Genomic DNA, 24511 nt, shown 5'->3' with positions numbered 1-24511 from the left:
GCATGCTGAACCGTGTCACGAACCTGACGATGTCCGCGGCCGCTCAACGAAACCTGCAGGCCGGGCAGTCCAAACTCGCCGCCTTGCAGGACAAAGCGAGCAACCTCAAAAACATCACCCGCCCCTCGGACGATCCCGCCGCCACGGCGAATCTCCTTGCCACCAAGAGCCAACTCAGCGCGGCCGGGCAATACGGAAACAACATCAGCGACGGCAACGGGTGGCTCACCACCGCAGACTCTGCCCTCGGCATGTCCACCAACATCCTCAACCGCGTCCGGGACCTCACCGTCCAAGCCGCCAACGGCTCCCTCAACGACACCGCCAAGGAGGCGATCGCCGTCGAACTCGAAGGCCTCAACAAGGATCTCCTCGCCCAGGCGAATACCCAATATCTGGGCCGAAACATCTTCGCGGGAAGCTCCGATTCCGCAGGGGCGTTCACTAGCGCCACCCCGCCCGTGTACAACGGAACGCCAGGAAGCACAGTGGAACGCCGGGTTGATGCGTCACAGACTGTGCGGGTAGACGCCGACGGCGGTGCGATCTTCGGCGATGGCGCCGCCTCGGTTTTCGCTTTGGTGAGCAACGTCGTCGCGGACATCCGCTCCGGCGCTAATGTCAGCAGCCGTTTGCCGGCAATCGGTGACAGGATCAAAACAGTCATCGAGGGTCGCGCGGAGGTGGGGGCGAGGCAGGCCAAGCTCTTGAGCGCCCAGGATTCCGTCGATGGGCTGAAGTTGACGCTGGACGCACAGCGTTCCGGTATAGAAGACGCCGACATGGGAAAGACGGTCCTGGACTTGAAATTGCAGGAAACCAACTACCAGGTTGCCCTCGCGGTCACCGCCAAGGCACTCCAGCCCACGCTCATGGATTTCCTGCGATGAGTACCGCACTGGCGTTTGGTGAGCTGAGCTTCACAGCACCGATGCCCGGGCTTGAAGCCGCAGAGGGGTTCGCCTTGCGGGGAATCGACGGCGCCCCTGGACTTTACGCCATGGAGTCAGCCAGCCCGCGCATCCGGATGTTCCTGGCCGATGCCGCAGTCTATGTTCCGGACTACGCCCCGGCCATCCCGCACTCAACGCTGGAGGTTCTCGGCCTGGAGCGGACTGGGTCGGACCGGACTGGGCTGGACCGAACTGGGCGGGCAACCGTCCTCGTCGTGGTCAACCCGACCCTGGAAAAGACCACGGTCAACCTCGCGGCACCGATCGTGCTGAACCCGGAAACCGGACGCTGCACCCAGGTTGTCCTGGACGGCGAGGACTACTCCCTCCGGGCCGAACTGAGCGCCTAAGCAGCCCACTCCCCATTTCGAGACGTGAGATCTCGGCTCTTTCAACCCGCGAAAGAGCCGAGATCTCCCCTTTTCGCGCGCCACAAACCAAAATTGTTTGGTAAAACCACTTGCGCCACGGCCTCTCCACGTCCATACTAAATGAACGTCATTCATTTAGTGACTCTCGTCTCACTGAAGAACGATCTGCATGACCGGATGCCACAGCATCACCCAGCAACACCTCTCGGCCATCTAGAAAGAGCCAATTACATGACTCAAATAACCCGCCCAAGCGCAAGGAAAACCGTGGAGGCCCACGATCCCGCCGGCACCGAACACGGCATCAGCGGCAAAGGACTCAAGACGGGGCAGCTGGGGCTCCTCGCCGTCGTCGTCCTTGGCATTTCCTCCGTGGCACCCGCCTACAGCCTGACCAGCTCGCTTGGCCCGGCAGTCAACGCAGTGGGCCTGCAGTTGCCCGCCATCTTCATCGTTGCGTTCATCCCGATGATCCTGGTGGCCTTCGCCTACCGCGAGCTCAACGCGGACTCCCCTGACAGCGGCACCACCTTCACCTGGGCCACCAAAGCCTTCGGCCCGTTCATCGGCTGGATGGGCGGCTGGGGACTGCTGGCCGCCAATATCATCGTCCTTTCCAACCTGGCCGGCGTCGCGGTGGACTTCTTCTACCTCTTCCTTGCCCAGGTTTTCGGCAATCCCGATCTGGCCGACCTGACGTCCAACAAAGCCTTGAACATCGCCACCTGCCTGGCCTTCGTGGCACTGGCCGTCTGGGTCAGCTACCGCGGCCTGCACGCCACCAAACTGGTGCAGTACGCCATGGTGGGATTCCAGGTAGTGGTCTTGGGCGTCTTCATCGTCATGGCACTCACCCACGCATCCTCCGGCGACACCCCCACGGCCATCGCTTTCAGCTGGGACTGGTTCGACCCCACGAAGATCAGCAGCTTCGAGCAATTCGCCGCCGGCATGTCCCTTGCAGTCTTCGTCTACTGGGGCTGGGACGTCTGTCTGACGGTCAATGAAGAGACCAAGGGCGGCAAGGGTACCGCCGGCAAGGCAGGCACAACGACGGCGATTGCCGTGCTGGGACTCTACGTCGCGGTGATCGTCGCCACGATGATGGTTGCCGGAATCGGCGGCGATGGCATCGGGCTGAACAACCCGGACAACCAGTCGAACATCTTCGCTGCACTGGCGTCGCCAGTCATGGGCCCGCTGGCCATCCTGATGTCCCTCGCTGTACTCGCAGGCACGGCGTCGTCCCTGCAGTCCACCATGGCCTCCCCCGCCCGCAGCCTCCTCGCCATGGGGCACTACGGCGCCCTGCCGCAGAAATTCTCCACCGTCAGCAAGCGTTTCGGTTCCCCGGGCTACGCGACCATCGTTGCCGGCGCGATCTCCGGCGGGTTCTACGCCATCATGAAGGTGGTCAGCGAGAACGTCCTCAACGACACCATCCTGGCGCTCGGTTTGATGATTTGCTTCTACTACGGAATGACCGCATTTGCCTGCGCTTGGTACTTCCGGCACAGCGTGTTCAGCAGCGTCCGCAACTTCTTCATGCGTTTGCTCTTCCCGGTGGTCGGCGGCGTCGTACTGACGCTGGTCTTCATCCAGACGGCAGTGGACAGCTGGTCGCCGGACTTCGGCAGCGGGTCCGAAATCTTCGGCGTCGGCCTGGTGTTCATCATCGGCATCGGCATCTTGGCCCTCGGAGCGGTGGTCATGGTGATCATGGCCCGCGTCCGCCCCGGCTTCTTCCGCGGTGAAACCCTCCGCAAGGACACCCCGGCCCTCGTAGTGCCCGAGTAGCCTCCAACGCGACAGAAGCCCTGTTCCGGACTCACCGGAACAGGGCTTCTGTCATGTGTTGGTTGGTTCACCACATGTGGGCCACATCAATCACCAGGCGCGATCCCGTTCCGGGGCCGGCGAGTGTGAAGACCCTGAAGGGGAGCCGGGCACGGACACCCAGGCCAAGGCTGGTGTAGCCCTCGAAGCTTCCCGCGTACGCCACCTGCCGGAAGGTCTTGTACCCGGAGACGTTCGTCAGCTCGTTCTTGTCAGCCGGGTTGTACGTGGCACTGCCGCTTGAGTTGTACGCCGGCGCGTTGACCGTGACTTGCAAGAACGCGTTACCCCTCAAATCAACGGGAAGTCCGGAGCCGTCCTGAACTACCTGCGGAACGTAGCGGATTGAATAGCCGGCAACCGCGCCGTTCAGGTCGATCACCAGACGGTCAAAGCAGGTTTGCTGACCTGTCCTGACATTGATGACTTGTGCCTGGGTCAACGCAGGGGTGGACTTCGCCAAGGATCCCCAGACAATCCCGCAATACGGGGCGGCGGATGCTGCCCCCGGAGCCACGAAACCAAGTCCGGCGGCTACCATCGAAGCTGCCAACCACACTTGAAACTTTCTCACTGGGCCCACTCCTCTGAGTGCTTGAGCGATTTGATACCTCAAGCGTAGGAGCGTGGGGGCCCTTTAAGGGGCTTCGTATCCGCTTCGGCGCCCAACTGTTAGTGGACCTCGATTAGGGTTACGGGGACGTCATATAGCCTCCCGGTTTCCGCGGCCATGAGCGGAAACCGGGCCGTTTCGCGCCTCTGTTCGTTATCCCGGATAACGACGCCGGACCTTTAGCCTTCGCAGTCGCGGCAGTACTTGAGGCCGTTCTTTTCCAGTGCGATCTGCGACCGGTGACGGACCAGGAAGCAGGATGAACACGTAAATTCATCGGACTGCTCCGGGACAACGATGACGGTCAGTTCTTCGCCGGACAAGTCGGCACCCGGAAGGTCGATGCCCTCGGCTGTGTCGTTCTCGTCGACGTCGATCACAGCAGTCTGGGCACCGGAGCCGCGCGACGCCTGAAGGGCCTCGAGCGATTCGGCGGGAGACTCTTCTTCGGTCTTGCGTGGGGCGTCGTAATCGGTAGCCATTGTTGTGGTTCACTTTCGTTGCTGCATAGTGCCATTTCAGGCACCTCAGTGAAGCAGTTTAGGGCATAGTACACGCCATCAACGAATAGTGTGTTCAACAAGACATTCGGCCACATGAAGACCCCGGAAACTCAGGGGTTTGCGCTACTCCCCTGTGCGGATTTTCCGGGCCTGGGCCTCGGCAATGGCAACACCGCTGAGGGCCGGGAGCCAGCCGTACCGGGTGGATTCCGTGGCTCCCGAGGCCCCCAGCTCGGCGGCGTCGTAGAAGTAGGCGGCTTCGATCCAGGCACTGACCTTGGACATGATGGATACGATCATGCGGCCACGCTATCGAGGCTCCGTTCAAGACCGGTTTCCGGTCTGTCACGGCTGTGTTAAATGATCCTGTAGCTCAGGATCCGTGTACCGCCGTCGTCATCACCGTCATCCGGCGCCGCGTGAATCAGCAGTCCGGATTCATCTGCGGTGACGGTGACAGGGTTGCGTGTGATGACGTGACCAGCACTGCTGAACACGCTGATGGGCACGTCCCGTCTGATTCTTTGCTGCAGTGGTTCCACCAACGCCAGTCCCCCGAGTTCAAGGACACCTCCGTTGGCCTGCGGCAACAGGGAAATCCCGCTGCACAGCAGGAGGCCCGGCCCCAGGAGCTGGGCATCCTGGTAGTCGACGAACTGGCCGGGGTTCTCCCACTGATCCACCAGGCGGCCTTCCGTATCCCAGGTGAAGAGCTGCCGGGAACCCCAGCTTCCGCCAAAGACGAGGTCCAGTGTGGGATCGCGGAGGATCCAACCGATGTGGTCATCCACGCGGAACCGCTCGCGTACCTCGAAGCTGTCCGGATCGATCGTGTACACGATGCTTCGGCTCCCGGCCCGGTATTCGGCCACCGAGACCCAGACGTGCGCACCGTCGTAGTCGATGCCGCCAGGGTGGTACCGGGTGTCCTCGCCGACGGAGATGTCGCGTAGCAGCGCGCCGTCTGGATCGAGGACGAAGACGTGTCCCCTCCCCCGCCCGGGAGTGCGCAGCGCCGGATCCGCCGCGGGGCACGGCGCTTCGAGAATCTCAACGGAGGACAAGAAAGTCAGCCCTTTGGCGAAGGCCATGCCCTGTGGGTGATGGGTCGGGAAGTCGAGGCGGACCTCCCCGATCAATTCGAAGCGGCTCCCCCGGTCAAGTCTGGAAATAGCGTCGGAGTGGAGCTCAGTTGCCGGCACCGGCATGTGCCTGCCTCCACAGTCCGTACAGCTCGGCGGAGTATTCCGGACGAGCCGCAAGCACCCCGCCCCGTTCCGGGAATGTGTCGATCTCACCTTCGGAATTGAGGACAACTCCACCGGCCTCTTGAACAATAAGCGTGGCCGCCAGATGGTCGATCGGGCTGAAGCTGCCGATAACGGCCCCCGCACCGCGCCCCGCGGCGACGCCCACCACCGTCATGGTCGCTGATCCCATGATCCGCATGATGCTGTGCCGCTTGCCAAGTTCCTCAAGGAGCTCAAGCATTCCGGGCCACGGCAAGTGCCCCGCGAGTTCGGTCGCTACGACGGTTCCGGCCAAAGCCGCCGACGCCGAATCGTCCAGAGGAGCCAGCGACAGCGGCTTTCCGTTCAGCCAGGCACCATGACCGGCCCACCCCTCGAAAATCTCGCCACGCCACGGGTCGGCGACAACTGCCACGGCGGGCTTGCGGTCCACTGCCAAGGCGAGCGAGAACGCCGTCCAGGGAACGTTGTTCACATAGTTGGTGGTTCCGTCAACCGGGTCAAGGTACCAACACGGTGCCCCGGGAACGGCGACTCCGCCCATTTCCTCGCCCACTACCGTGTGGCCCGGAAGGCGGGCAGCAATCACTTCGCGGACATAGCGCTCGACGGCGACATCGACTTCGGTGACCAGGTCACCGGGGTGGGCCTTGGCCGTGACCTGGCCGCGATCGGCGTCGCGCATGTACCCGACGGCCCATTCGGCCAGTTCCAACGCGACCTTCCGGGACTCAAGAACCTCGTCTCCGGCCAGTCCCCCGGGAGCCTGGGCCGAAGCCCATGCCTGCGGGTCTTCGGCGATGGCATTTTGCAACAGATCCAGTTGGTTGCTCGTGATCGAGTCCACGCCAAGTCCCAATGCCCAGCGCATGGACTCCAGATCGTCCACGGTCCAGCACGCGACCTTGGCCCCTGCACCGTGGATCTGGTCCACCATGTCCTTGCTGAGAACCACGTGCTCGGAATTGACGAACTCGGGACTCAATTCAACAAGCAGCGCTTTCGGCGGGGCGCTCCTCTTGCTCCACGGCAGCCAGATTCGGGCCGCGGGGTCGAGGGCGCGGATGGCCCGCATTCCCTCCAGGCTTCCGCACCACGCCACTTCCACGCCGCTTTCACGCACGACCGCGGCAGCCGCCTCAGCGGGGCCCGGCTCGTCCATGTCGATGAGCAGCGTTGACCGGCTGCCGCGGAAAAGTTCGAGGGCTTCGGACAGCAGCGGAATACGTTCCTCGCGCGCCCCCAGCTGGCTGATCCGGTCATAGTCGACGTCTGACGCGTCGCAGTCCAGGCCCCAAATCCTGAGCAGCGAGGCGTCGTGGAGCAGGATCACCTGGCCATCCTTCGTCACCCGGACATCCACTTCCACGAGGTCCGCACCCGCGTCGATGGCTGAGGAAATGGCGGGCAGCGTGTTCTCCAGGAAGTTGCTGGAGTCACCCCGATGGGCTGTGGCGAGGGTCTTTTCGGTGGCAATCGTGTTGCTCAAAGCGCGGCACCCGACTCTGCTACGAGGCGTCCGTCCCGGAAGGTCATGGCCTTGCGGATCCCCGCGTATGTCTGTTGGCCGGGTTGCATGTACTCACCGCTGACAAAGCTGCGGAGCTGGGCGTCGGCCCTGCGCACGTACACTTCCTGGAAGTGTCCGCGGGGGACAACCCTCTCCACGGTCGCAGGGACTGCGCCCGCGAAGGGCAAGGCTCCCAGGATGACGTCCTCAGGGCGGATGCCCAGGATGTCTTGGCCGGCGGTGATGAGTCCGTCGTTGAGTGAGCCTTCCAGGCGGTTCATGCTGCCGATGAAGGTGGCCACAAACTCGGTTTCCGGGCGGGCATAGAGCGCTTCCGGAGTACTGTATTGCTCGATCCTGCCCGCGTTCATGACGGCGATGCGGTCGGACATGGACATGGCCTCTTCCTGGTCATGCGTGACGATGACCGTGGTGATGCCCAGTTCCTGCTGGATCTTGCGGATGTCTTCACGCACTTTGACGCGCAGTTTCGCGTCCAGGTTGCTCAAGGGTTCGTCCAGGAGCAAGAGCTTCGGCTCCTGGACGAGTGCCCTGGCCAAAGCCACGCGTTGCTGCTCGCCGCCGGAAATGCGGGCCGGCTTGGAATCCTTGTGGTGCAAAAGGCTCACCAGTTCCAGGACGGCTTCCACCCTGTCCTTGATCTCGGCCTTGGACATCTTGCGGAGCTTCAGCGGGAAGCCGACGTTCTTGGCCACTGTCATATGGGGCCACAGGGCGTAGTTCTGGAAAACCATCGCGCTAGGGCGGTTCTCCGCGCCCAAGTGGGACACTTCCTGGCCTTCCACCTCGATGGAGCCGGAGTCAGGTTCCAGGAAGCCGGCAATCATTCGGAGGGTTGTGGTCTTGCCGCAGCCGGAGGGTCCCAGCAAAGACACGAGTTCGCCCTCCTTCACCGAGAGATCGAGGTCGTCGATGATGGTGCGGCCACCCAAGACCTTGTGCAGGCCGCGGATGTTCAAGCCGCCACTCGATGCCGCAGTGCCCGGCTCGGTTGTGCCGGCGGGTGGTTGAGTCAATGGTTCATGAATTGTCATGGGGTCTCTGTCTGACGTGAGCGCTGGGCGCTATTGAGCCTGAGCGCAGGGGCTATTTGATCTGGAAGCCCTCGGCGAGCTGGCCGCCGAGGATGTGCTTGTGCGCCGCGAGCATGAGGGCCACGGAGGGGATGGCCAGCAAGATGGAGAAGACAGCAGCCACCTGGGTGGGGTAGTTCAACACCAGGCTGTACATCTGGGTAGGCATGGTCATAAAGGCGGGCGCACCCACCAAGTACGTTCCTTGTGCTTCGTCGAAGGACGCCAGGAAGGACATCACGGCCGCGACGATGATCCCCGGCAATGCCATGGGGAGCGTCACTGAAGCGAAGACGCGCAGTTTGGAGGCTCCGGCGTCGCGGGCTGCTTCCTCCAGGTTGCGCGGCACGGCAGCGAACGCTGCCGCCGGGATCCAGGTCATGAAGACCACAGTTCCCAGCACGTGCACCACCAGGATTCCCAGCACGCTGTTCATGAGGTTCAGCGCGTAGAAGAGCGCCGCGAGAGTGACGAACAAACCCATCTTCGGAAAAGCGTTGGTCGCGAAGAGACTGATCAGGAAGAAGCGGCGTCCGGGAAAATCGAAGCGGGCGAAGGCGTAGGCCGCGGGCAAACAGATGATCGCAGAAACCAGCACAGTCAGCGGAGCGAAGAACAGGGAGTTCTGCACCGCGATGCCGAGCGCGCCGTCGTTGACGACAACCTGCCACCAGCGCAGCGTCCAGTCATCGGGAAGGAGGTTGGGGAACGTCCAGTTGCCGGCGAAGGCGCGGACGCCCAGCCAGAGCAAGGGGCCCAGGATGAAAACGACCATGAGGACCACGAACAGGCCAACCAGGGCACTCCGGACCATCGAGTCCAGCGTGAGAGGCCTTCGGGTACGGGAAGCAGCAGGGGAACCGGTAGTGGTCGCCATCAGACTTTCCCCTGTTCCTTGGCGGAGCGGAAGTTTGCCCACACGTAGAGTGCGGCTATTCCGGAGGCGATCAGGAAGACCGTGAAGGCCATGACAGCCGACTGCTGCGGCTGGTTGAAGGACGAGAAGTAGTTGGACATGTCCACTCCGAGCATGTTCGGCGAATTGGGCCCGGTGAAGTAAGGGACCGTGAACGATCCGACGATTCCGATGGCCGTAAACGTCGTCGCGATGATGATCGGAACGGCGGCCATGGGAACGATCACTGAGACGATCGTGCGCAAGGCGCCGGCACCGGCGTCGCGCGCTGCTTCGATCATGGCGTTCGGCACGGACTGCAGTCCGGAGGAGACCATGAGCACAGCGAACGGCAGCGACGTCCAGACCGAGCCGATGATGACCGTGACCATGGTGAAGGCCCACACGGGGAAGTCGAGCCCGGCAAGCGCGAAAACGCTCCGCAGGAAACCCGTGCCGGAGTAGAAGGTCAGGATGGCCCAGGACGCGATGACCACCGGGATGAACAGCGGAACGATCGCCAGGCCGGAGAGCACGCGGGCCATTCGGCCACCTTTGAGCTTCAGGTAGAGCCCGATCCCGAGGGCCAGGAAGATGACCGTTGCCGTGCTCACGAGCGTCACAATGACCGTGACGAGAAGGTCCCCAAGGAAGCGCTTGTTGGTGAACATTTCCTGGTACGCGGCCAGGGTCCCCCACCAGGCGTCTGCCTCGTGCACGTTCTGGCCAATGGTGGCAATCGTGTGGTTCAGCCCGCCGGTCAGTCCGATGCTGAACCCGAAGGCGAGCACGATCGGGAATCCGACGAAGAGTGCGATCAGCAGGATCGGCGGGAGTGCCATGAAGAACCCGACGGCGCGCTGGCCCAGGCGCTTTGGGCGCCCGACGCGAGCCGGCGGAACTGTCTGTTGCAGTTCCGCCGGCTTGTGAAGCGTGGTTGTCACTGGCCGGGAACCTTCTGGTCCCAGAGGTTGTTCAGGTCTTTGCCCATCTGGTCGAAGTAGCCCTTACGCAGGTTGTTCGTGTCTGCGTCCTTGAACTTCTCCTTCATATCCGCCGGCAGCTTGTCCAGGCTGATGGCGGGGAAGCCGGACATTTCCTTGATGATCATGGACTGCGCGTCCGGCGTGAGGACGAAGTTGGCAAGCTTCAGTGCCGCCTCCTGGCGAGGCGAGGACTTGGGGATGCCGAGGTAGGCGGCGCCGCCGGTGAAGGACGGGTTGCTGATCTGGGTTGCCTTCACGGAGGACGGAATCTGGCCGTTCGTCAAACCGGTGATGAACTGGTCCGACCAGACCGGAGCCATGGAGATCTGTCCTTTGGCGAGCAGGTCAAGGGTCTGCTGGTTGCCGTTGGGGTAGACACCGCTTTGGAAAACGGAAGAGTTGAGGTCCTTCAGCGTTGCGAAGCCTTGGTCCCAGTACTTCTCCAAGTCCTTCTCGTAGCCCACCGTCATCTTGGCGCGAGCGTCGGCCGGGACGAACTTGTCCAAAACAGTGGCGACGAATGCGCCGCCAGACCCTCCCGACTTGGGCGAGTTGTAGGTGAACTTGCCCGGGTTTGCCTTGATCCAGGCCAGCAGTTCGTCAAGGGTCTTCGGCGGAGCGGCAACTGTCTTGGTGTCATATGCCAGGAGCACCGCGGAGCCGCGGTACGGGATCCCACCCGTGCCACCGGCTTTAATGACGTCCTGCGGGACATCGTTCAGGGCCGAAATCGTCTGCGAGTTCACGGAGGTCAGCAGATTGGCTGCGGAGGCCTTGGAGACGAAGCCGCCGTCCACCAGATCAAAATCGGGTTCTTTGTTCTGCTCGGTGGCACTGGTCAGTTTCGCCAGGGTCTGGGCATCGTGCTCGCCGTGCAGATCCAGCGTGACCTTCACGTGGTAGCCAGGGTTGGCCTTTTCGAACGCGGGGACAAGGCTCTTTTCCCACAGTTTCTGGACATTGGTGTCCCCGCTGATGAACACGGTGATCGACTTGTCCGGGGATGCGCTGGCGCCATTGTTCTGGGCCGATGCGGTACTGCTTTGTGCGCAGCCGGTCACAGCGGTGGCTGCAACAACGGCGACGGCGGCCGCGGCTAGGAAGCGGTTGGTCATGGTGTTCCTTCATCTTGTTTGAAAAGTCCCCCGAATGCAGGAACCACCATCCAAGGGCAAGGTGAAGGGGCGAGACACGGCCTGTGAATCAGGGATTAACCGAAAACAGAATTCTCGCAAACATGTCAGGACATACGAACAACAGCATGAAAGGTGCGGTCAAACCTGGACGGCTGGGAGAACTTCCTCTTCTTGCTGATCCAAGGGAGCATCGCCGTTGAATTTTTCAAGATCGGTGGCCAGTCCCTCGTACACCGCGGGCTTCGATCGTTTGAGATAGCTTGCGTAGAGGAGGCCGCCAATGAGGGCGCCGACGAGCAGCAGCGGCATGAGCCGGATGGTGATTTCCGAGGACCCCGCGACGACGTCGAAGTTCGTGATCGCCAGGACGACTATCGCCAGCAGTCCGATGAAACCGATGCCCGGAGCGATCAAGGTGCTCCAAAGACGGGGGTCACGTGCTCGACGGAAATACACAACGATTGACAGGGCTGCGAGGGCCTGCAGGACAATCACGCAGAGGGTTCCGAAACCGAGCATGCTCGGCACCAGTGCGGTGATCGGATCGAGTCCGGCGAGCGCGAAAAGTCCGGCGGTGATTGCGGCGAATGCTATTTGCACGACGCCGGCAAACTGGGGAGCGCCGTTATGCCTGGTCCGCGCCAAGGCCGAGGGAAGAACCTTCGCCCTGCCCAAGGAGTAGAGGTAGCGGGTTGCGGAGTTGTGGAAAGCCAGCATCGCGGCGAAGAGACTGACGAGCAGCAAGACCATCATGATGTCGGTCATGGCGGAACCCAGATAACGCTGCGAAAGGCTGAAGAGAAGATCTCCCGCGGGCATGTGGTCCACTGCTGATGCTTGTGCTTGGCTTACTCCTGTGGCACTGACGACTGCCCACGTGGTAACCCCAAGGACAAGCCCGATGGTGCAGATCGCAACATAGGTTGCCTTGGGAATGGTACGCAGCGGGTTCTTTGCTTCTTCGCCGAAAAGGGCGGTTGCCTCAAAGCCAAGGTAGCCCGTCGCTGCGAGGAGGAGGCCGATTGGCAGGGAGCCGGAGAACACCGCGTCGGGGCTGAAGGCGGACACGTCAAATCCGGTTTGCGAGAGGACCGAGATGTCGAAAATAACCAGAATGAGGGTTTCCAGCACCAGGGAAACGCCCAGGATCTTCGAGCTGAAATCGACTCCCTGCCGTGCCATGAAGAAGGACACTGCGATCGAGGCCAATCCCCAGACATACCAATGAAGATCGAAACCGGTGAGGCCGGCGATGATCGATTGCATGAAGAACCCGCTGGTACCAATGGTTCCCACGACGAAGAAGTTGTAGCCCAGTGTGGCGATCAGTCCCGCGATGAGGCCGCCGGTCCGGCCCAGACCCTTCACGACGAAAGCGTAGAAGCCTCCGGCATTGACAAGTTGCTTCGACATCTGCGCGTACCCGACGGCGAACAACATGAGGATCACCGCCACGATCAGGAACGACGCCGGGGCCCCGCCTCCATTGCCAAGCGCAACCGCAAGGGAAGCAACCACAACAATTCCGGTGAGGGGTGCAACTGCGGCCAGGACAAGGAAGACAATGGCCGCAACTCCGAGGGTGTTACGCCTCAACTGGGTATTTTGGGTCGTTTCGGACACGTTAGCTCCTTTGCTGATCGGTGGCGGGTGCGTTCACCTTGGTCAATCTTGTTCCGGCATGGAACCGAACGGCTTGACTCAGGGCGAATGGAGCTATTGAAGGAGAGCATGAAAGCCGCGCACCCGGAGACTGCTTCGCTTACATTCGCGGGATAATGGAAATATGACCGATCAGGATCAGGATCCTTGGGATGAGTTCGACAGGCTCAAGCCCGCTGGACACGATCGTGTCCAGGGATACCCAGGAGGAGAACCTTTGGGCTTTGGCTTCCGGACGGGTGTGCGAAGCGCAAGAGTGGCCTTCGGTTTCGCCGTCTATGCGCTGGTCCTCGGAACCGTGCTCGTCCTCGTCGGGGCCATCGACTTTATCGGCAAGGGCGAGTTGGTGTGGCTGGGATTGATGGCGCTCATCGAGGCCGCCTTCATCTATGGCTTCATCCAGCTGGCGCACCAAGCGCGAAATCGGCGTTCTACTTAGACCATCGGGTGAGTCGAAAGAGCTACAGTCCCTCCGCGATCCGCTTGATCGCGGCCAAGCGACGGTCCCATTCAGCGCCGATGCGATCGAGGCTGCGTGCCGTCTCGCTCAACTGCGAGCCGAGCACCCTGTAGCGTAGCTCGCGGCCGACGCGCACGGATTCGACCAATCCAACGTCCTGCAGGACGGCGAGGTGCTTGGCGATCGCCTGACGAGTGACCGGGAGCCGAGCAGCGAGGGCCGACGCCGATGCGTCGCCCTCGCCCAGGGCCGCCAGGATGCTCCACCGCGTCTCGTCGCCGAGCGCGGCGAACACCGGAACCAGGGTGCTCGTGGTCACGACCCACCCTTGAGGTAAGCGACCAGCTCGTCCAGCTCAGAGTCCCAGCCCTGACGGTGGCTCTCCATGTTGAAAGCAGGGTCGGAGGTCGCGTCAAAGCCGGTCTCGACGACTGTGAGCTGAGTGCCGCCGTCGAGCGCTTCGAGCGTAAAGCGGAACACGGTCGAGTGGTCAGGGTCGACCGTGGCAGATTGGGTGCCGCGGGCGTCGTCGTTGCTCCAGCGGTAGGCGATCATTCGCGGTGGGTCGAGCTCCTCGACCAGCACCGGGAAGGCGCCGTATCCTTCGAAAGCGAAGACACCGCCGGCACCGACGGCGACCTCGTCGAGGACGGCGGCTTGTCCGAACCAGCGCGCGATGTGCTCGGCCTCGGTGATCGCGGCCCAAACCTTCTCGATTGGCGCTGCGATGGTGATGGTGCGCCTCACGGTGAATTCGCCGGCGTCGACGACAGAGGCCTGGTTTGCAGTCATAGTCATGATTCTGTTCCTTTCAGTCAGTTACTGCAACTACAGGGTTGCATTAACTTAAAGAAAGAGCAACCCCTAGGTTGCAGATCGGATACCTCACCCCTTGTGCGGCAAGTACGTATTGACCGGGCGCCCGGTGGCGCCGTAGGCCAAATGCAGGTCAACGAGTCCCTTGCGTTCGAGCTCACTAAGATAGCGCTGGGCCGTGGGGCGGCTGATGCCGACGCTGCCCGCAATCTCCGATGCGCCTAAGGGCTCGGTGGCGTGGATGACCATGTCGAGGACCTTTTGCATGGTGGGCGGCAGGCGACGGGGACCTTGGGCGGGGGCAGCCGTCCGCCGCAGGCTGAAGAGCTGGTCCACCGTCGCCTGATCGGCCACGGTCCGGGATTCCGCCTCCCGCCGCCAGCGCCGGTAGGCCTCCAGCTGGGTTTGAAGCTGTTCGAAGCCGAACGGCTTGACGAGGTAGTACACCGCTCCACCGCGCATGGCAGCACGGACGGTCTCAAGGTCGCGCGCGGCGGTGATCATGACGGCGTCGAGCTTTTCGCCTGCCCCCTGGAGGGACCGCAACAAGCTGATGCCGTCTTCGTCGGGGAGGTAGACATCGAGGAGAAGCAAGTCGGGTTTGAGCCGCTGAACCGCTTCCCTGGCCTCCGCCGCGGTGTGCGCCTCACCGACGCACTCGTAGCCCTCTATTTTTGCCACGCGGCTGGCGTGGATGCGCGCTACGCGGAAGTCGTCGTCGACCACCAATGTGCGGATCATTCGATCGATTTTCCTGTCATTACTTGGCTTCCGGTTTCCACGTGCGGCTCCGGCAACCAGATTTCAAAGCGTCCCCCGGGACCCGGGAAAACATCCATAGTGCCTCCCGCACGGTGAACGATCCTGCTCACCAACGCAAGGCCTATCCCTCGACGCATTCCGGGCCGCGGCTCCTTAGTGGTGAACCCATCGGCGGTGATCGTGCCCACCAATTCTGCAGGAACACCGGGCCCGTTGTCGGTGACGCAAATGAAGATACCGGAGGAATCGTCCAGCTGTATGGTCACCTCGCGGGGCGCGGGTTGCTCCGAAAGGATCTCGACGGCGTTGTCCAGGAGGTTCCCGACGATCGTCAGCAGGGCTTGCGTTTCCAGGAACGGTTGGCGCAGCTGCGAATCGTCAGTCACCGATATCTCTACGTCCTGCTCGTCGGCCACGGTGATTTTCGCGAGCAAGAGCGCAGCGAGTTCCGGAGGTTCGATCCGCGAGCGCAGACCCTCGCCGAGCGATCGTGAGGTGTCCGAAATCCGCGAGACGAAGTTCCGCGCCTGGTCCACGTCTCCGAGTTCCAAGAGTCCGTCCACCACGTGGAGACGGTTGGCGTACTCATGCTCCTGGGCGCGCAAGGCCTCCATCAGGCCCTCGACGGAGCGAAGGTCACGCACCAGGCCCTCGACTTCAGTACGGTCGCGCAGCGTGACCACCGAGCCTATGCTCCTTCCGGCCAAGGCGACGGACATCCGGTTGACCACCAGCAAAGCGTCCTCGGTGATCACGATCTGGTCGGTGCCGCTGATCTGACCGGTCAGCAGGGAACGGAGCCTTCCGGGCGGCAGAAGATCCTCGATCTTCTCTCCCAGTACGTTTTCTTCGAGGTGCAGCAAGGAGCGCGCCTCGGAGTTGATAACAGTGACCCGCCCGTCGTCGTCGAACCCGATCATCGCTTCACGGATGCCGTGCAGCAGCGCTTCGCGCTCTTGCAAGAGAGACGCAATCTCCACCGGTTCAAGATCGAAGGTGACCCGCTTGATCCTGCGCGCCAGCAGTGCCGAACCCGTAGCGCTGATCAAGAGCACCACGGCCGAGTAGCCGGCGATCAGCCACACCTGCTGGGCCAGTTCACTGCTCTCCTTGGTCTCCAGGATTCCCACCGAGACCTGCCCGACGACGGTCCCGTCCGCCGCGCGCACCGGTGCCTTGGCGTTGACTGAGTCGCCCAGGCTGCCTTTGTCGATTCCGACGTGGGTCTGCCCGTCAAGGACAGCAACGGGTTCTTCTAGGGTCCGGCCAATGAGGTCCGGATTCGGGTGGGAGTACCGCTTCCCATTGCGGTCGCTCACGACGACGTACGCCGGTTGCGCTTCGGCCTGCACTTTTGTGGCGATCGCCTGGATGGTTTGCTTTGGATCTCCATTGCCCAGCGACGTCACGATTTCGGGCATTTGTGCCACTGTCGTGGCGATCCCCAAGGCCCTGAGCCTGTACTGGTCCTCAAGGGTCTGGTTGCTGATCTGGGTGTAGAGAAGCGCACCCAGGGTGACGGTGACGAACAGGATGCAGAGCAACCACACCAGAATCTGGGAGGCGAGGGGACGGGCCTTCCAGCGTGCACTGAGGGCTTTCACAGGCGCCAACAACCCTGCGTGCATTGCCACCCTCTTCCTCATCTCCAATTAGCAGCTTATGTGACAAAGTTCACGGCCACCATGCAGGAAGAGCCCGTCGATCGTACCGCTGCACCTGGGCCGCGACCCGCCGACGTGCAGAAACGCACAAAACATGCACTTTTGCTGTTAATCCCCACAACTTACTGAAGCCTTCTGGCACGGGCTTTCGCTTTCTAGGCTCTTCATAGTTTCCGTGATCCGGATCACGCACACATGAACAAAAAGACAGAGAGGTCTTAGCAAATGGAAGCCACCGATCACCACCGCCCGCCCGGTGCACTCAAGAAAGTCGACGACAGTGCCGGTATCGACATCGTCGGATTGACCAAGCGTTATCTCACCCCCAAAGGCGAGACGTTCACTGCCATCCGCGATGTGTCACTCAAGGTGGAACCCGGCCAATTCTGCTCGATTGTCGGACCGACCGGCTGTGGCAAGTCCACCACGCTCGCCCAGGTCTCGGGCCTGGAAAGCCCGAGCGAAGGCTCCGTCAAGGTGGGCGGCCAGACCGTGGAGGGCATCACGAACGGCGTGAGCTACATGTTCCAGGCAGACGCACTATTCCCCTGGAAGAGCGTGCTCGGCAACGTGATGATGGGCCCGATCCTCCTCGGCACGCCCAAGCGGGAAGCCACCGCGCTAGCCATGGACTGGCTGCGTCGGGTCGGCCTGGCCGGCTTCGAGGATCGCTATCCGCACCAGTTGTCCGGGGGTATGCGCAAACGCGTAGCCATGGCTGCGGCGCTCATCAACAATCCTCGGATTCTCTTGATGGACGAGCCGTTCGGCGCGCTCGACGTGCAGACCAAAGCCATCATGCAGAACGAGCTGCTGAAGCTCTGGGAGGAGCTGCGCCCTTCGGTCCTGTTCATCACTCATGACCTCGACGAGGCGGTGGCGCTCTCCGATCGGGTGGTCATCATGACGAGCAGCCCGGGCTCGGTCAAGGATGTCTTCGACATCGATCTACCGAGGCCGCGCGGAAATGTCCAGGAGATCCGGCACGAGGAGCGCTTCCTGGAACTCCAGGGGCAGATTTGGGCGTCCTTGAAGGACGAAGTTGACCGCGCCTATGCGCGTACGGCAGGAGCAGCAGCATGACCACCCTCACCCACCATGAAACGCGCGAGAGCAAGAAGCCAGTGGAAACCGAGACAGCAGCCAAGAACGCAGGCAGGAACAAGGCCCAGCGCCGCACGAGAGCGATCTGGATGGGCCGCCTGATGCTCGCCGTCATGGTGGTTGGCGGCTGGCAGTGGTTCACCGAGGAAGGCTGGGTAGACAAGTTCTTCTTCGGCCAGCCCACGCAGATCTGGGACAGCCTCGTCAAGCTCTTCACAGAAGGAACCGCATTCGGCACCATTTGGGAGAACCTCGGGGTCACAGCCCAGGAAGCGCTCCTCGGTTTCGTGCTCGGGACGTTCGTCGGTGTGGTGCTCGGCCTCCTCCTGGGCTCCAACAAGTACCTCTCGGCGGTCGTCGGGCCGTACATCCGGATCTTGAATTCAATTCCCCGTATTGTGCTCGGCTCGATCTTCATCGTGGCGTTCGGCCTCGGGAGCTTCCCGAAGATCCTGCTCGCAGCCGTGCTCGTGTTCTTCGTCGTCTTCTTCAATGCGTTCCAGGGCGTCCGCGAAGTGGACCAGAACCTCGTGGCGAACGTGCGGGTGCTCGGCGCCTCCCCGTTCCAGGTGGCGATGCACGTGACGATCCCGTCCGCGATGACGTGGATCATCGCGAGCCTCCATACGGCGTTCGGCTTCGCGATCATCGGTGCCCTCGTCGCGGAGGTGCTCGGCGCCCAGAAGGGCATCGGCCTGATCATCAGCCAAGCCCAGGGCACCTTCGATCCGGACACCGTCTTCGCCTGCATGGTGATCATTGCCGTCATCACGCTCGGGGCCGAATTCCTCATCGGGCTGCTTGAGCACAAGCTCCTCAAGTGGCGTCCACCGAACCGCTCTGAGGCGCAGTCGATCTAGGGCCGAAAGCTGCTTTCCCACCCCGCAATTCCGTTCCACCAAACACCCACATCCCTTCAGGGATCAACAAAGGATGCGTAAAACAATGATGAAGCGCTCTATCTTTGCCGTCGCCGCTACCGGAGCCGTTGCGCTCAGCCTCGCGGCATGTGGCGGCAATGCCCCGGCCGCAAGCAGCGGCGCGGCCACTACGGGCTCCGGCCCAATGCCCACTGTGAAGATGATGATCGGCGGCATCGACAAGCAGATCTACCTCCCGTACAAGCTGGCGGACCAGCTCGGCCTGTACAAGAAGTACGGCGTCAATATGGAGCTCTCGACCGAGACCAACGGCGGCGTTGGCGCCGAGGACGCCATGGCGTCTGGCCAGGTCGACATGTCGGGCGCGTGGTACATCCACACCTTCGACTTCCAGTCCAAGGGCAAGAACATCATCAACCTCGTGCAGCTCTCGGGGGCCCCGGGCGAACGCATCATGTGCAGCCCCAATGCAAACGTCCACTCCGGCGCCGACATCAAGGGCAAGAAGATGGGCGTCACCGATCTCGGATCCGGCACCGACACGCTGACACAGTTCATCGCCGCACAGGCCGGCGTCTCGCACAAGGACTACACCACCGTCAAGGCGGGAGCCGGCGCCACCGCCCTTGCCGCCATCAAGACCGGTGCGGCCGACTGTGTCATGACGACCCAACCGACTGTCGCCGCACTGGAGGGCCAGGGCATCGCGCAGTCGGCGATCGACCTCGCGACGACCGACGGCGCGACCAAGGCCGTGGGCGGCACCTGGCCAGCTGCGGGCGTCATCGCCAACGCCGACTGGGTCAAGACCCACGAGGACGCCGTCCAGCGGGTCGTCAACGCGCTCGTGGAGACGATGCACTGGATCGCGACGCACTCGGCCCAGGACATCGCCGACAAGCTGCCCCAGGACTACGTCCAGAACAAGAACGTCAAGAAGGAGGACTACGTCAAGGCTCTTGAGCAGGACAAGGGCCAGTTCCTCCCGGACGGCATCATGCCCGCGGGCGGCCCCAAGACCATCGCTTCGATGGAGAAGCTGCTCGGCATGGACACCTCGAAGATCCCGCTCGGCGGCACCTTCACGAACAAGTACGCGATCGAAGCGAACAAGGTTGGCGGCTTCGCGACCACCTCGACGCCTGCCGGCGACAACGGCTGATGTGATCCCGGCATAAAAAGTACCGGCGTCACCATGCCACCGAGCACATGACGCCTCAGGATCGGCCTGCGTGGTACTCCACGCAGGCCGATCGCGCTGTGTCCGCCCGCACACAGGGTCTCCGGTCCGCACGGGGCCCGCGCCGCCTCCGGGCTCGCCCACGTCCGACGGCGGCAGCTCACCTTAGCGCCCGACCGCGGCGGCCGCCGCCGTCGTCGAACCGCAGCCACCGGATCCTGTGAGCCTGTGAGCCTGTGAGCCTGTGAGCCTGTGAGCCTGTGAGCCTGTGAGCCTGTGAGCCTGTGGAATTGTCACAGTCCAGGCACAGGGTAGGTACAGAGGTACGAAAGTGTGGGGTTCCAGGATAGGGATAGCTTCGAAACCGTCGGAGTTGAACTTCTAAGGAGCACCAACGTGAACAAAGTCCGGAAAATCGCTGCGGGCGTTGCCCTGATGGGCGCCGTCGCTGGCGGCGGCGCTCTCACCGCCATGGCCCTGCCGGCCACCGCAGCAACCACTGACACTTCGACTGCCAGCCCGTCCGCACCTGCCTCGAACGGGGGCACGCGCGGGAACGAAACAGCCCTGACCGGTGACACCGCAACCAAGGTTAAGGACGCCGTACTGGCCGCCAACTCCGGCGCCACGGTGGAGAACATGACCACCGAAGACGACGGCAGCGCCGCCTACGAAGCCCACATCACCAAGTCGGACGGCACCCACGCCACGGTCAAACTCGATGCGAACTTCAAGATCACAGCAACCGAAACCGGCGGGCCGGGAGGCGGTAAGGGTGGCCACGGCAACCACGGAAACGAGACCGACCTCACCGGTGACACCGCAACCAGGGTCAAGGACGCCGTACTGGCCGCCAACTCCGGCGCCACGGTGGAGAACATGACCACCGAAGATGACGGCAGCGCCGCCTACGAAGCCCACATCACCAAGTCGGACGGCACCCACGCCACGGTCAAACTCGATGCGAACTTCAAGATCACAGCAACCGAAACCGGCGGCCCCGGCGGCCCCGGGCACTGACTCCCAACCCAACTACCCACGTGGGCGGATATGGCACCGGCCGCATCCGCCCACGCCCTTGTGCCCCGCGAACCGTGTACTGGCAGGACCTCCCACAGTTCCACCCCCGGAAGTAGCCTGAAACCATGGACAGTCGAAACGATGTGAGTGAGTTCCTGCGCTCCCGCCGGGCCAAGGTGACACCCGATCAGGTGAATCTCATAGTGGGTGCGAACCGCCGCGTGCCGGGCCTGCGGAGGGAAGAGGTAGCAACCCTGGCTTCGGTCAGCGTGGACTACTACGCTCGGCTGGAGCGCGGCAACCTCACGGGCGTTTCGGATGAAGTCCTTGAAGCAATCGCCGCCGCCCTCCGGCTCGACGAAGCCGAGACGGCTCACCTGTTCGACCTCGCCCGCGCCGCACAGCCAGGGCCAGCCCGCCGCCGTCGGGCAGTAACTCCTGCGCAGCAGGTGCGCCCGAGCCTCCAACGATTCATGGACGCGATCACAGGCGCCCCCACGTGGGTGCGCAACGAGCGCATGGATCTCATCACAGCCAACCCCCTTGGCCGCGCCCTCTACTCGCCGCTTTTCACCGACCCCGTCCGGCCCGTGAACAACGCCCGCTTCGTGTTCCTCAACCCCGAGTCACGCACCTTCTACCCGGACTGGGAGCAGGGCGCGAACGACATTGTCGCCACCCTCCGCAACTACGCCGGACGGCAACCGCACAACAAGAGCCTGAGCGATCTTGTGGGTGAGCTCGCCACCCGCAGCGAGGAATTCCGCACACGCTGGGCGGCCCACAACGTCCGCTTCCACCGAACCGGCACCAAGCGCCTCCACCACCCCGTGGTTGGGGATCTCGAACTCAGCTACGAGGCCATGGAACTGCCAGCCAACCCCGGTTGGACAATGTTCGCGTACACCGCGGAACCAGGGTCAGCGAGTGATGAACGCCTGAAACTACTCGCCAGCTGGGCGGCGACCAGCGCAACCGAACTGGCCGCACCGGCGTCGATCTCCGACTGACCTTCCGCGCGCGGATGGTAGGACGGCCAGTCCTAGGAAAAGCAGGGAGCGGCACATCTGCTGACATGGCATTCCGTAGCGCTTAGCGTCTTTAACGGGACCTTGTACGGCGGCGGTTTCCGCCGTTGAGTATCCAGGTTTCTTCCAGCCGCAGACTGATTCGCCAGTTCAGCGCACGACGTTAAAGATGAAGAGAAGATGACCATGGAATTTTCGTTGATGATGGCTTGCGCAGTCATCAACATCGTGAACAATGACAGCCGCAGCGCGTTGCCGGGGGCGCCCACTGTTGTATCAGCACGCCGGGCAGGACCCGCTTGGCGGGCCAGCCGTGTTCGGCTGGCCCGCTTGCGGGGTTGGCTGGCGACTGCCCTACACCAGGCCGCATGGGCAGTCGAGCCTGAGCCGCAACCGGTCATGGAGGCTTGCCGGTGAAGCGCTGCGGATGCCGCCTGGACACTCACCGAGTGTTCAGGCGGCATCCTGCGGACCGAACGTTACCGCGTTCCATTCCCGGATCTCGCTGGGAACTGCCAGTCCTTCAAGAACGAAGGGATCCCCCGCGATGAACTGCTCCGCCCTCTCCCTGCTGGTGAAGATACCCATCGAACCGTTCACGGCGGGATTGTCGAAGGTCCCGATACCGATCAGGCCGCCCTCCGCGGCGAAGGCTTGAAAGTATGCGGCGTGACGGGGATAGACGGCTTGGAGTTCGGCAAGGGCCGACGGTTCCGAGCGGTAGAAAACGACGAACTGCATTATTTGCCTTCGGGTTCGGCGCTATCGGGTTCAGCGCTGCCCAGTTCAGCCAGGGTCTGAGCGAGCCGCGGGAGCACCTGGTTTCGCCATCCGCTACTCATGATGCGGTGCGATGCGACGTGGGTCGGTTCGTTGGGATCGAACCCGTCGTGGACAAGCGACAGCCGTGTGCCCGCGCCTTCCGGGGAGACTGACCACGTCACGGTGCTCTTGAGGCTATTGCCGGAGTTCGCGTCCCGCCACGAAATACGCAGCCGCTTCCCGGCGTCCACTTCAAGGACTTCGCTGGCCACCAGGCCGCTAAAACCGACGGCCGGGACGGGAATGCCGCGCATCTGGAATTGGTGCCCGACGATCGCTTGGAAGTCGTTCTCCATCAACCAGCGGGCAAGCAACTTGGGCTCGGTCAGTGTCCGCCACACCTTCGCCGGCGGATACGGCAAGAACTCTTGGACCTCGATTGTTGTAAGTTGTTCGTTCATTAGCTGTCCTCCATATCGTTCAGTGTCGTCCAATTCCTCAGGAGCCATCGGCCGCGAGATCAAATAGCCTTGGGCTGTGTCACAGCCGAGATCGTGCAAGATATCCAACTGCTCCTGGCGTTCCACTCCTTCGGCTGTGACCCGGACCCCCATGGCGTTGAGGGTTTGGATCAGCCCTTGGACAATAGTCGCAGTGTGCGGCTCAATATCGATGTCCCTGATGAACGCTTTGTCGATTTTTAGCGTGGTCAGCGGCAGGACCCGGAGCATTGCCAGCGACGAATAGGCGCTTCCGTAGTCGTCCAAGGCAACACCAAGGCCCATGTCGATCAGTTCCTGCAACTGCGATGCCGCGGAGGGGACGTCCACTATCTCTGTGCCTTCTGTGATCTCAACCTCCAACATCCGGGCAGGGACACCGTGGCGGTTCATGGCGGCCCGAATGTCGGATGGAAGGGTTCCGGCGGCGAACTGGACTGGAGAGACGTTCACCGCGATCTTCCGGGGTGTCCCGGCGTCGATCCAGGAGCGGGACTGGGCGCAGGCCTGGTCCAGGACCCATGCCCCGATCCTGTGGATCTCGCCCGTGTGTTCAGCGACGGGGATGAATTCATCCGGGGCCACCGGACCGATTTCCCGATCGTCCCAGCGCAAGAGCGCTTCGACGCCGGCGCCCTCTCCCGTCGCCAGGTCCAGAACAGGTTGGTACTGGAGAGTCAGGGCCGAGTCGTCGACGGCCGAAGACAGCCGACGCCGGATGTGCGCCTGCCGCGCGAACGGTGCCGGTTCTTGGCGAGGGCCGATCCGTCCAACGCGCCGCTCGCCGGGGTCATATTCGATGGGCTCCTCGTGGCTGCCCAGGATTCCGGCCGCGATCCCGCGGGCGGTGTCCTCGTCGACGTCGATAAGAAGGACGGCGAACTCGTCACCACCGAGGCGCACCAATGAGCCAAGCGGTCCGACGCCGGGCGGCCCGGCACTGATGTCGGGGCCGTGCTCTTCGAGCATCCGCCGATTGGGCAACCCGGTCAACGGATCGTGCAGTGAAGCGTGGCGGAATTGCGCGGAAACGGCGGCAAAGATCTCGGATACCGTAACGATCCGCGGACCGGCGGCACTCAAGACCAACAGGTCCTGGTACCGCTGGCACTCAGGTCTTTCCAGAACGGCTTGTGCCGCGGACTGGAGATCCACATCGGCCGCCATGGCCGAGCCCGCGGAAGGCAGGAGCTCCGAAGCCGTCGTTCTCGTGTTTAATGCCCGTCCGTAGCCGAGTCGGCCGGTCAGCATGAACTCCAGTTGGTCGCGGGTCAGCAACGCGAACGAGCCGCTTTGTTCGATCACGACGGCCCTGAGGCTGAGGTCGCCCCGGAACATGGCATCAATTTCTGTGGCCGGGGCGGTACCTGGTACGACGAGAGCCTCCACGCCCAGGTCCCCTAAACAGGACGGGAGCGGACGAAAAAGGGAAGGCACACTGCTACCGCCGTCAGAACACACGTCCTTCTTCTTACCACCCAGACATGAACCCCTCGTTCCATCCTTGCTTAACGACACTCACCGA

Annotated in this window: 25 protein-coding genes; 9 read left to right on the top strand and 16 right to left on the bottom strand. The window is 62.6% G+C overall.

Annotated features, from left to right (window positions below):
* The first annotated feature begins 2 nt into the window (after positions 1-2).
* The 3 genes from flgL to AC1DLO_RS11450 all read left to right on the top strand — a co-directional run bounded on the left by flgL (position 3) and on the right by AC1DLO_RS11450 (position 3121).
* On the top strand, positions 3-890 hold the full coding sequence (flgL, locus tag AC1DLO_RS11460; protein ID WP_476890013.1) for a flagellar hook-associated protein FlgL: 888 nt from the start codon (positions 3-5) through the stop codon (positions 888-890).
* On the top strand, positions 887-1303 hold the full coding sequence (locus tag AC1DLO_RS11455; protein ID WP_476890012.1) for a flagellar assembly protein FliW: 417 nt from the start codon (positions 887-889) through the stop codon (positions 1301-1303). The genes flgL and AC1DLO_RS11455 overlap by 4 nt, the downstream gene beginning before the upstream one ends.
* A gap of 252 nt (positions 1304-1555) precedes the next feature.
* On the top strand, positions 1556-3121 hold the full coding sequence (locus tag AC1DLO_RS11450; protein ID WP_184738037.1) for an APC family permease: 1566 nt from the start codon (positions 1556-1558) through the stop codon (positions 3119-3121).
* A gap of 67 nt (positions 3122-3188) precedes the next feature.
* Here the strand turns inward: AC1DLO_RS11450 and AC1DLO_RS11445 are convergent, their stop codons facing one another.
* The 10 genes from AC1DLO_RS11445 to AC1DLO_RS11400 all read right to left on the bottom strand — a co-directional run bounded on the left by AC1DLO_RS11445 (position 3189) and on the right by AC1DLO_RS11400 (position 12770).
* Positions 3189-3734, bottom strand: coding sequence for an AMIN-like domain-containing (lipo)protein (locus AC1DLO_RS11445; protein WP_476890011.1), 546 nt, complete (start codon positions 3732-3734; stop codon positions 3189-3191).
* A gap of 218 nt (positions 3735-3952) precedes the next feature.
* A complete protein-coding gene (locus AC1DLO_RS11440; RefSeq protein ID WP_028266109.1) occupies positions 3953-4255 on the bottom strand; it encodes a DUF4193 domain-containing protein in 303 nt (100 codons plus the stop codon).
* Positions 4256-4399: 144 nt separating this feature from the next.
* Complete coding sequence (locus AC1DLO_RS11435) at positions 4400-4576, bottom strand: hypothetical protein (RefSeq protein WP_476890010.1); 177 nt, start codon at positions 4574-4576, stop codon at positions 4400-4402.
* Between the two features lie 56 nt (positions 4577-4632).
* Positions 4633-5484, bottom strand: a complete 852-nt coding sequence (locus AC1DLO_RS11430; RefSeq protein ID WP_476890009.1) for a DUF6454 family protein — start codon at positions 5482-5484, stop codon at positions 4633-4635.
* Positions 5465-7015 (bottom strand): inositol monophosphatase family protein, encoded by a 1551-nt coding sequence (locus AC1DLO_RS11425; RefSeq protein ID WP_476890008.1) that lies wholly within the window; start codon positions 7013-7015, stop codon positions 5465-5467. Before AC1DLO_RS11425 ends, AC1DLO_RS11430 begins: the two co-directional genes overlap by 20 nt.
* Positions 7012-8091 (bottom strand): ABC transporter ATP-binding protein, encoded by a 1080-nt coding sequence (locus tag AC1DLO_RS11420; protein WP_476890007.1) that lies wholly within the window; start codon positions 8089-8091, stop codon positions 7012-7014. Before AC1DLO_RS11420 ends, AC1DLO_RS11425 begins: the two co-directional genes overlap by 4 nt.
* 52 nt (positions 8092-8143) lie before the next feature.
* Entirely contained in the window at positions 8144-9007 is an 864-nt protein-coding gene (locus AC1DLO_RS11415; RefSeq protein ID WP_476890006.1) for an ABC transporter permease, read from the bottom strand.
* Complete coding sequence (locus tag AC1DLO_RS11410; protein WP_476890005.1) at positions 9007-9969, bottom strand: ABC transporter permease; 963 nt, start codon at positions 9967-9969, stop codon at positions 9007-9009. Before AC1DLO_RS11410 ends, AC1DLO_RS11415 begins: the two co-directional genes overlap by 1 nt.
* On the bottom strand, positions 9966-11126 hold the full coding sequence (locus AC1DLO_RS11405; protein WP_476914476.1) for an extracellular solute-binding protein: 1161 nt from the start codon (positions 11124-11126) through the stop codon (positions 9966-9968). The genes AC1DLO_RS11410 and AC1DLO_RS11405 overlap by 4 nt, the downstream gene beginning before the upstream one ends.
* A 159-nt stretch (positions 11127-11285) precedes the next feature.
* Complete coding sequence (locus AC1DLO_RS11400) at positions 11286-12770, bottom strand: APC family permease (protein ID WP_476890003.1); 1485 nt, start codon at positions 12768-12770, stop codon at positions 11286-11288.
* Between the two features lie 163 nt (positions 12771-12933).
* On the opposite strand from AC1DLO_RS11400, the gene AC1DLO_RS11395 reads away from it, so the two are divergent.
* A complete protein-coding gene (locus AC1DLO_RS11395) occupies positions 12934-13248 on the top strand; it encodes a hypothetical protein (RefSeq protein WP_476890002.1) in 315 nt (104 codons plus the stop codon).
* A gap of 22 nt (positions 13249-13270) precedes the next feature.
* On the opposite strand, the gene AC1DLO_RS11390 is transcribed toward AC1DLO_RS11395, so the two are convergent.
* The 4 genes from AC1DLO_RS11390 to AC1DLO_RS11375 form a co-directional block, all read right to left on the bottom strand.
* Complete coding sequence (locus AC1DLO_RS11390; RefSeq protein WP_476890001.1) at positions 13271-13588, bottom strand: ArsR/SmtB family transcription factor; 318 nt, start codon at positions 13586-13588, stop codon at positions 13271-13273.
* Positions 13585-14067 carry an SRPBCC family protein gene (locus AC1DLO_RS11385; RefSeq protein WP_476890000.1) on the bottom strand — a complete coding sequence of 161 codons (483 nt, stop codon included), beginning with the start codon at positions 14065-14067 and terminating at the stop codon, positions 13585-13587. Before AC1DLO_RS11385 ends, AC1DLO_RS11390 begins: the two co-directional genes overlap by 4 nt.
* An 87-nt stretch (positions 14068-14154) precedes the next feature.
* Positions 14155-14826, bottom strand: a complete 672-nt coding sequence (locus AC1DLO_RS11380) for a response regulator transcription factor (RefSeq protein WP_476889999.1) — start codon at positions 14824-14826, stop codon at positions 14155-14157.
* Positions 14823-16475, bottom strand: a complete 1653-nt coding sequence (locus AC1DLO_RS11375; RefSeq protein WP_476890139.1) for an ATP-binding protein — start codon at positions 16473-16475, stop codon at positions 14823-14825. The genes AC1DLO_RS11380 and AC1DLO_RS11375 overlap by 4 nt, the downstream gene beginning before the upstream one ends.
* Positions 16476-16736: 261 nt before the next feature.
* Between AC1DLO_RS11375 and AC1DLO_RS11370 the strand changes: the two genes are divergently transcribed.
* The 5 genes from AC1DLO_RS11370 (at position 16737) to AC1DLO_RS11350 (ending at position 21706) form a co-directional block, all read left to right on the top strand.
* On the top strand, positions 16737-17594 hold the full coding sequence (locus tag AC1DLO_RS11370; protein ID WP_476889998.1) for an ABC transporter ATP-binding protein: 858 nt from the start codon (positions 16737-16739) through the stop codon (positions 17592-17594).
* Positions 17591-18475: an ABC transporter permease gene (locus AC1DLO_RS11365; protein ID WP_476889997.1), complete on the top strand. Its 885-nt coding sequence runs from the start codon at positions 17591-17593 to the stop codon at positions 18473-18475. The genes AC1DLO_RS11370 and AC1DLO_RS11365 overlap by 4 nt, the downstream gene beginning before the upstream one ends.
* Before the next feature lie 85 nt (positions 18476-18560).
* On the top strand, positions 18561-19658 hold the full coding sequence (locus tag AC1DLO_RS11360; RefSeq protein WP_476889996.1) for an ABC transporter substrate-binding protein: 1098 nt from the start codon (positions 18561-18563) through the stop codon (positions 19656-19658).
* A gap of 414 nt (positions 19659-20072) precedes the next feature.
* Entirely contained in the window at positions 20073-20696 is a 624-nt protein-coding gene (locus AC1DLO_RS11355) for a PepSY domain-containing protein (protein ID WP_476889995.1), read from the top strand.
* 125 nt (positions 20697-20821) lie between these two features.
* Positions 20822-21706, top strand: a complete 885-nt coding sequence (locus AC1DLO_RS11350) for a helix-turn-helix transcriptional regulator (RefSeq protein ID WP_476889994.1) — start codon at positions 20822-20824, stop codon at positions 21704-21706.
* 471 nt (positions 21707-22177) lie between these two features.
* Here the strand turns inward: AC1DLO_RS11350 and AC1DLO_RS11345 are convergent, their stop codons facing one another.
* Positions 22178-22465, bottom strand: coding sequence for a YciI family protein (locus AC1DLO_RS11345; RefSeq protein WP_476889993.1), 288 nt, complete (start codon positions 22463-22465; stop codon positions 22178-22180).
* Positions 22465-24375, bottom strand: a complete 1911-nt coding sequence (locus tag AC1DLO_RS11340; protein WP_476889992.1) for an EAL domain-containing protein — start codon at positions 24373-24375, stop codon at positions 22465-22467. Before AC1DLO_RS11340 ends, AC1DLO_RS11345 begins: the two co-directional genes overlap by 1 nt.
* Between the last annotated feature and the right edge of the window lie 136 nt (positions 24376-24511).

The organism is Arthrobacter sp. 01T419 (genome assembly GCF_056398865.1).
This window is presented reverse-complemented; position numbering and strand designations above follow the sequence as displayed.

Excerpts from the sequence above, each read along its gene's own strand:
- AC1DLO_RS11420 (WP_476890007.1), bottom strand. The coding sequence starts at position 8,091 with ATGACAATTCATGAACCATTGACTCAACCACCCGCCGGCACAACCGAG.
- AC1DLO_RS11350 (WP_476889994.1), top strand. The coding sequence starts at position 20,822 with ATGGACAGTCGAAACGATGTGAGTGAGTTCCTGCGCTCCCGCCGGGCC.
- AC1DLO_RS11370 (WP_476889998.1), top strand. The coding sequence starts at position 16,737 with ATGGAAGCCACCGATCACCACCGCCCGCCCGGTGCACTCAAGAAAGTC.
- AC1DLO_RS11440 (WP_028266109.1), bottom strand. The coding sequence starts at position 4,255 with ATGGCTACCGATTACGACGCCCCACGCAAGACCGAAGAAGAGTCTCCC.
- AC1DLO_RS11395 (WP_476890002.1), top strand. The coding sequence starts at position 12,934 with ATGACCGATCAGGATCAGGATCCTTGGGATGAGTTCGACAGGCTCAAG.
- AC1DLO_RS11455 (WP_476890012.1), top strand. The coding sequence starts at position 887 with ATGAGTACCGCACTGGCGTTTGGTGAGCTGAGCTTCACAGCACCGATG.
- AC1DLO_RS11345 (WP_476889993.1), bottom strand. The coding sequence starts at position 22,465 with ATGCAGTTCGTCGTTTTCTACCGCTCGGAACCGTCGGCCCTTGCCGAA.
- AC1DLO_RS11375 (WP_476890139.1), bottom strand. The coding sequence starts at position 16,475 with ATGCACGCAGGGTTGTTGGCGCCTGTGAAAGCCCTCAGTGCACGCTGG.
- AC1DLO_RS11385 (WP_476890000.1), bottom strand. The coding sequence starts at position 14,067 with ATGACTATGACTGCAAACCAGGCCTCTGTCGTCGACGCCGGCGAATTC.
- AC1DLO_RS11405 (WP_476914476.1), bottom strand. The coding sequence starts at position 11,126 with ATGACCAACCGCTTCCTAGCCGCGGCCGCCGTCGCCGTTGTTGCAGCC.
- AC1DLO_RS11435 (WP_476890010.1), bottom strand. The coding sequence starts at position 4,576 with ATGATCGTATCCATCATGTCCAAGGTCAGTGCCTGGATCGAAGCCGCC.
- AC1DLO_RS11360 (WP_476889996.1), top strand. The coding sequence starts at position 18,561 with ATGATGAAGCGCTCTATCTTTGCCGTCGCCGCTACCGGAGCCGTTGCG.
- AC1DLO_RS11450 (WP_184738037.1), top strand. The coding sequence starts at position 1,556 with ATGACTCAAATAACCCGCCCAAGCGCAAGGAAAACCGTGGAGGCCCAC.
- AC1DLO_RS11430 (WP_476890009.1), bottom strand. The coding sequence starts at position 5,484 with ATGCCGGTGCCGGCAACTGAGCTCCACTCCGACGCTATTTCCAGACTT.
- AC1DLO_RS11380 (WP_476889999.1), bottom strand. The coding sequence starts at position 14,826 with ATGATCCGCACATTGGTGGTCGACGACGACTTCCGCGTAGCGCGCATC.
- flgL (WP_476890013.1), top strand. The coding sequence starts at position 3 with ATGCTGAACCGTGTCACGAACCTGACGATGTCCGCGGCCGCTCAACGA.
- AC1DLO_RS11415 (WP_476890006.1), bottom strand. The coding sequence starts at position 9,007 with ATGGCGACCACTACCGGTTCCCCTGCTGCTTCCCGTACCCGAAGGCCT.
- AC1DLO_RS11365 (WP_476889997.1), top strand. The coding sequence starts at position 17,591 with ATGACCACCCTCACCCACCATGAAACGCGCGAGAGCAAGAAGCCAGTG.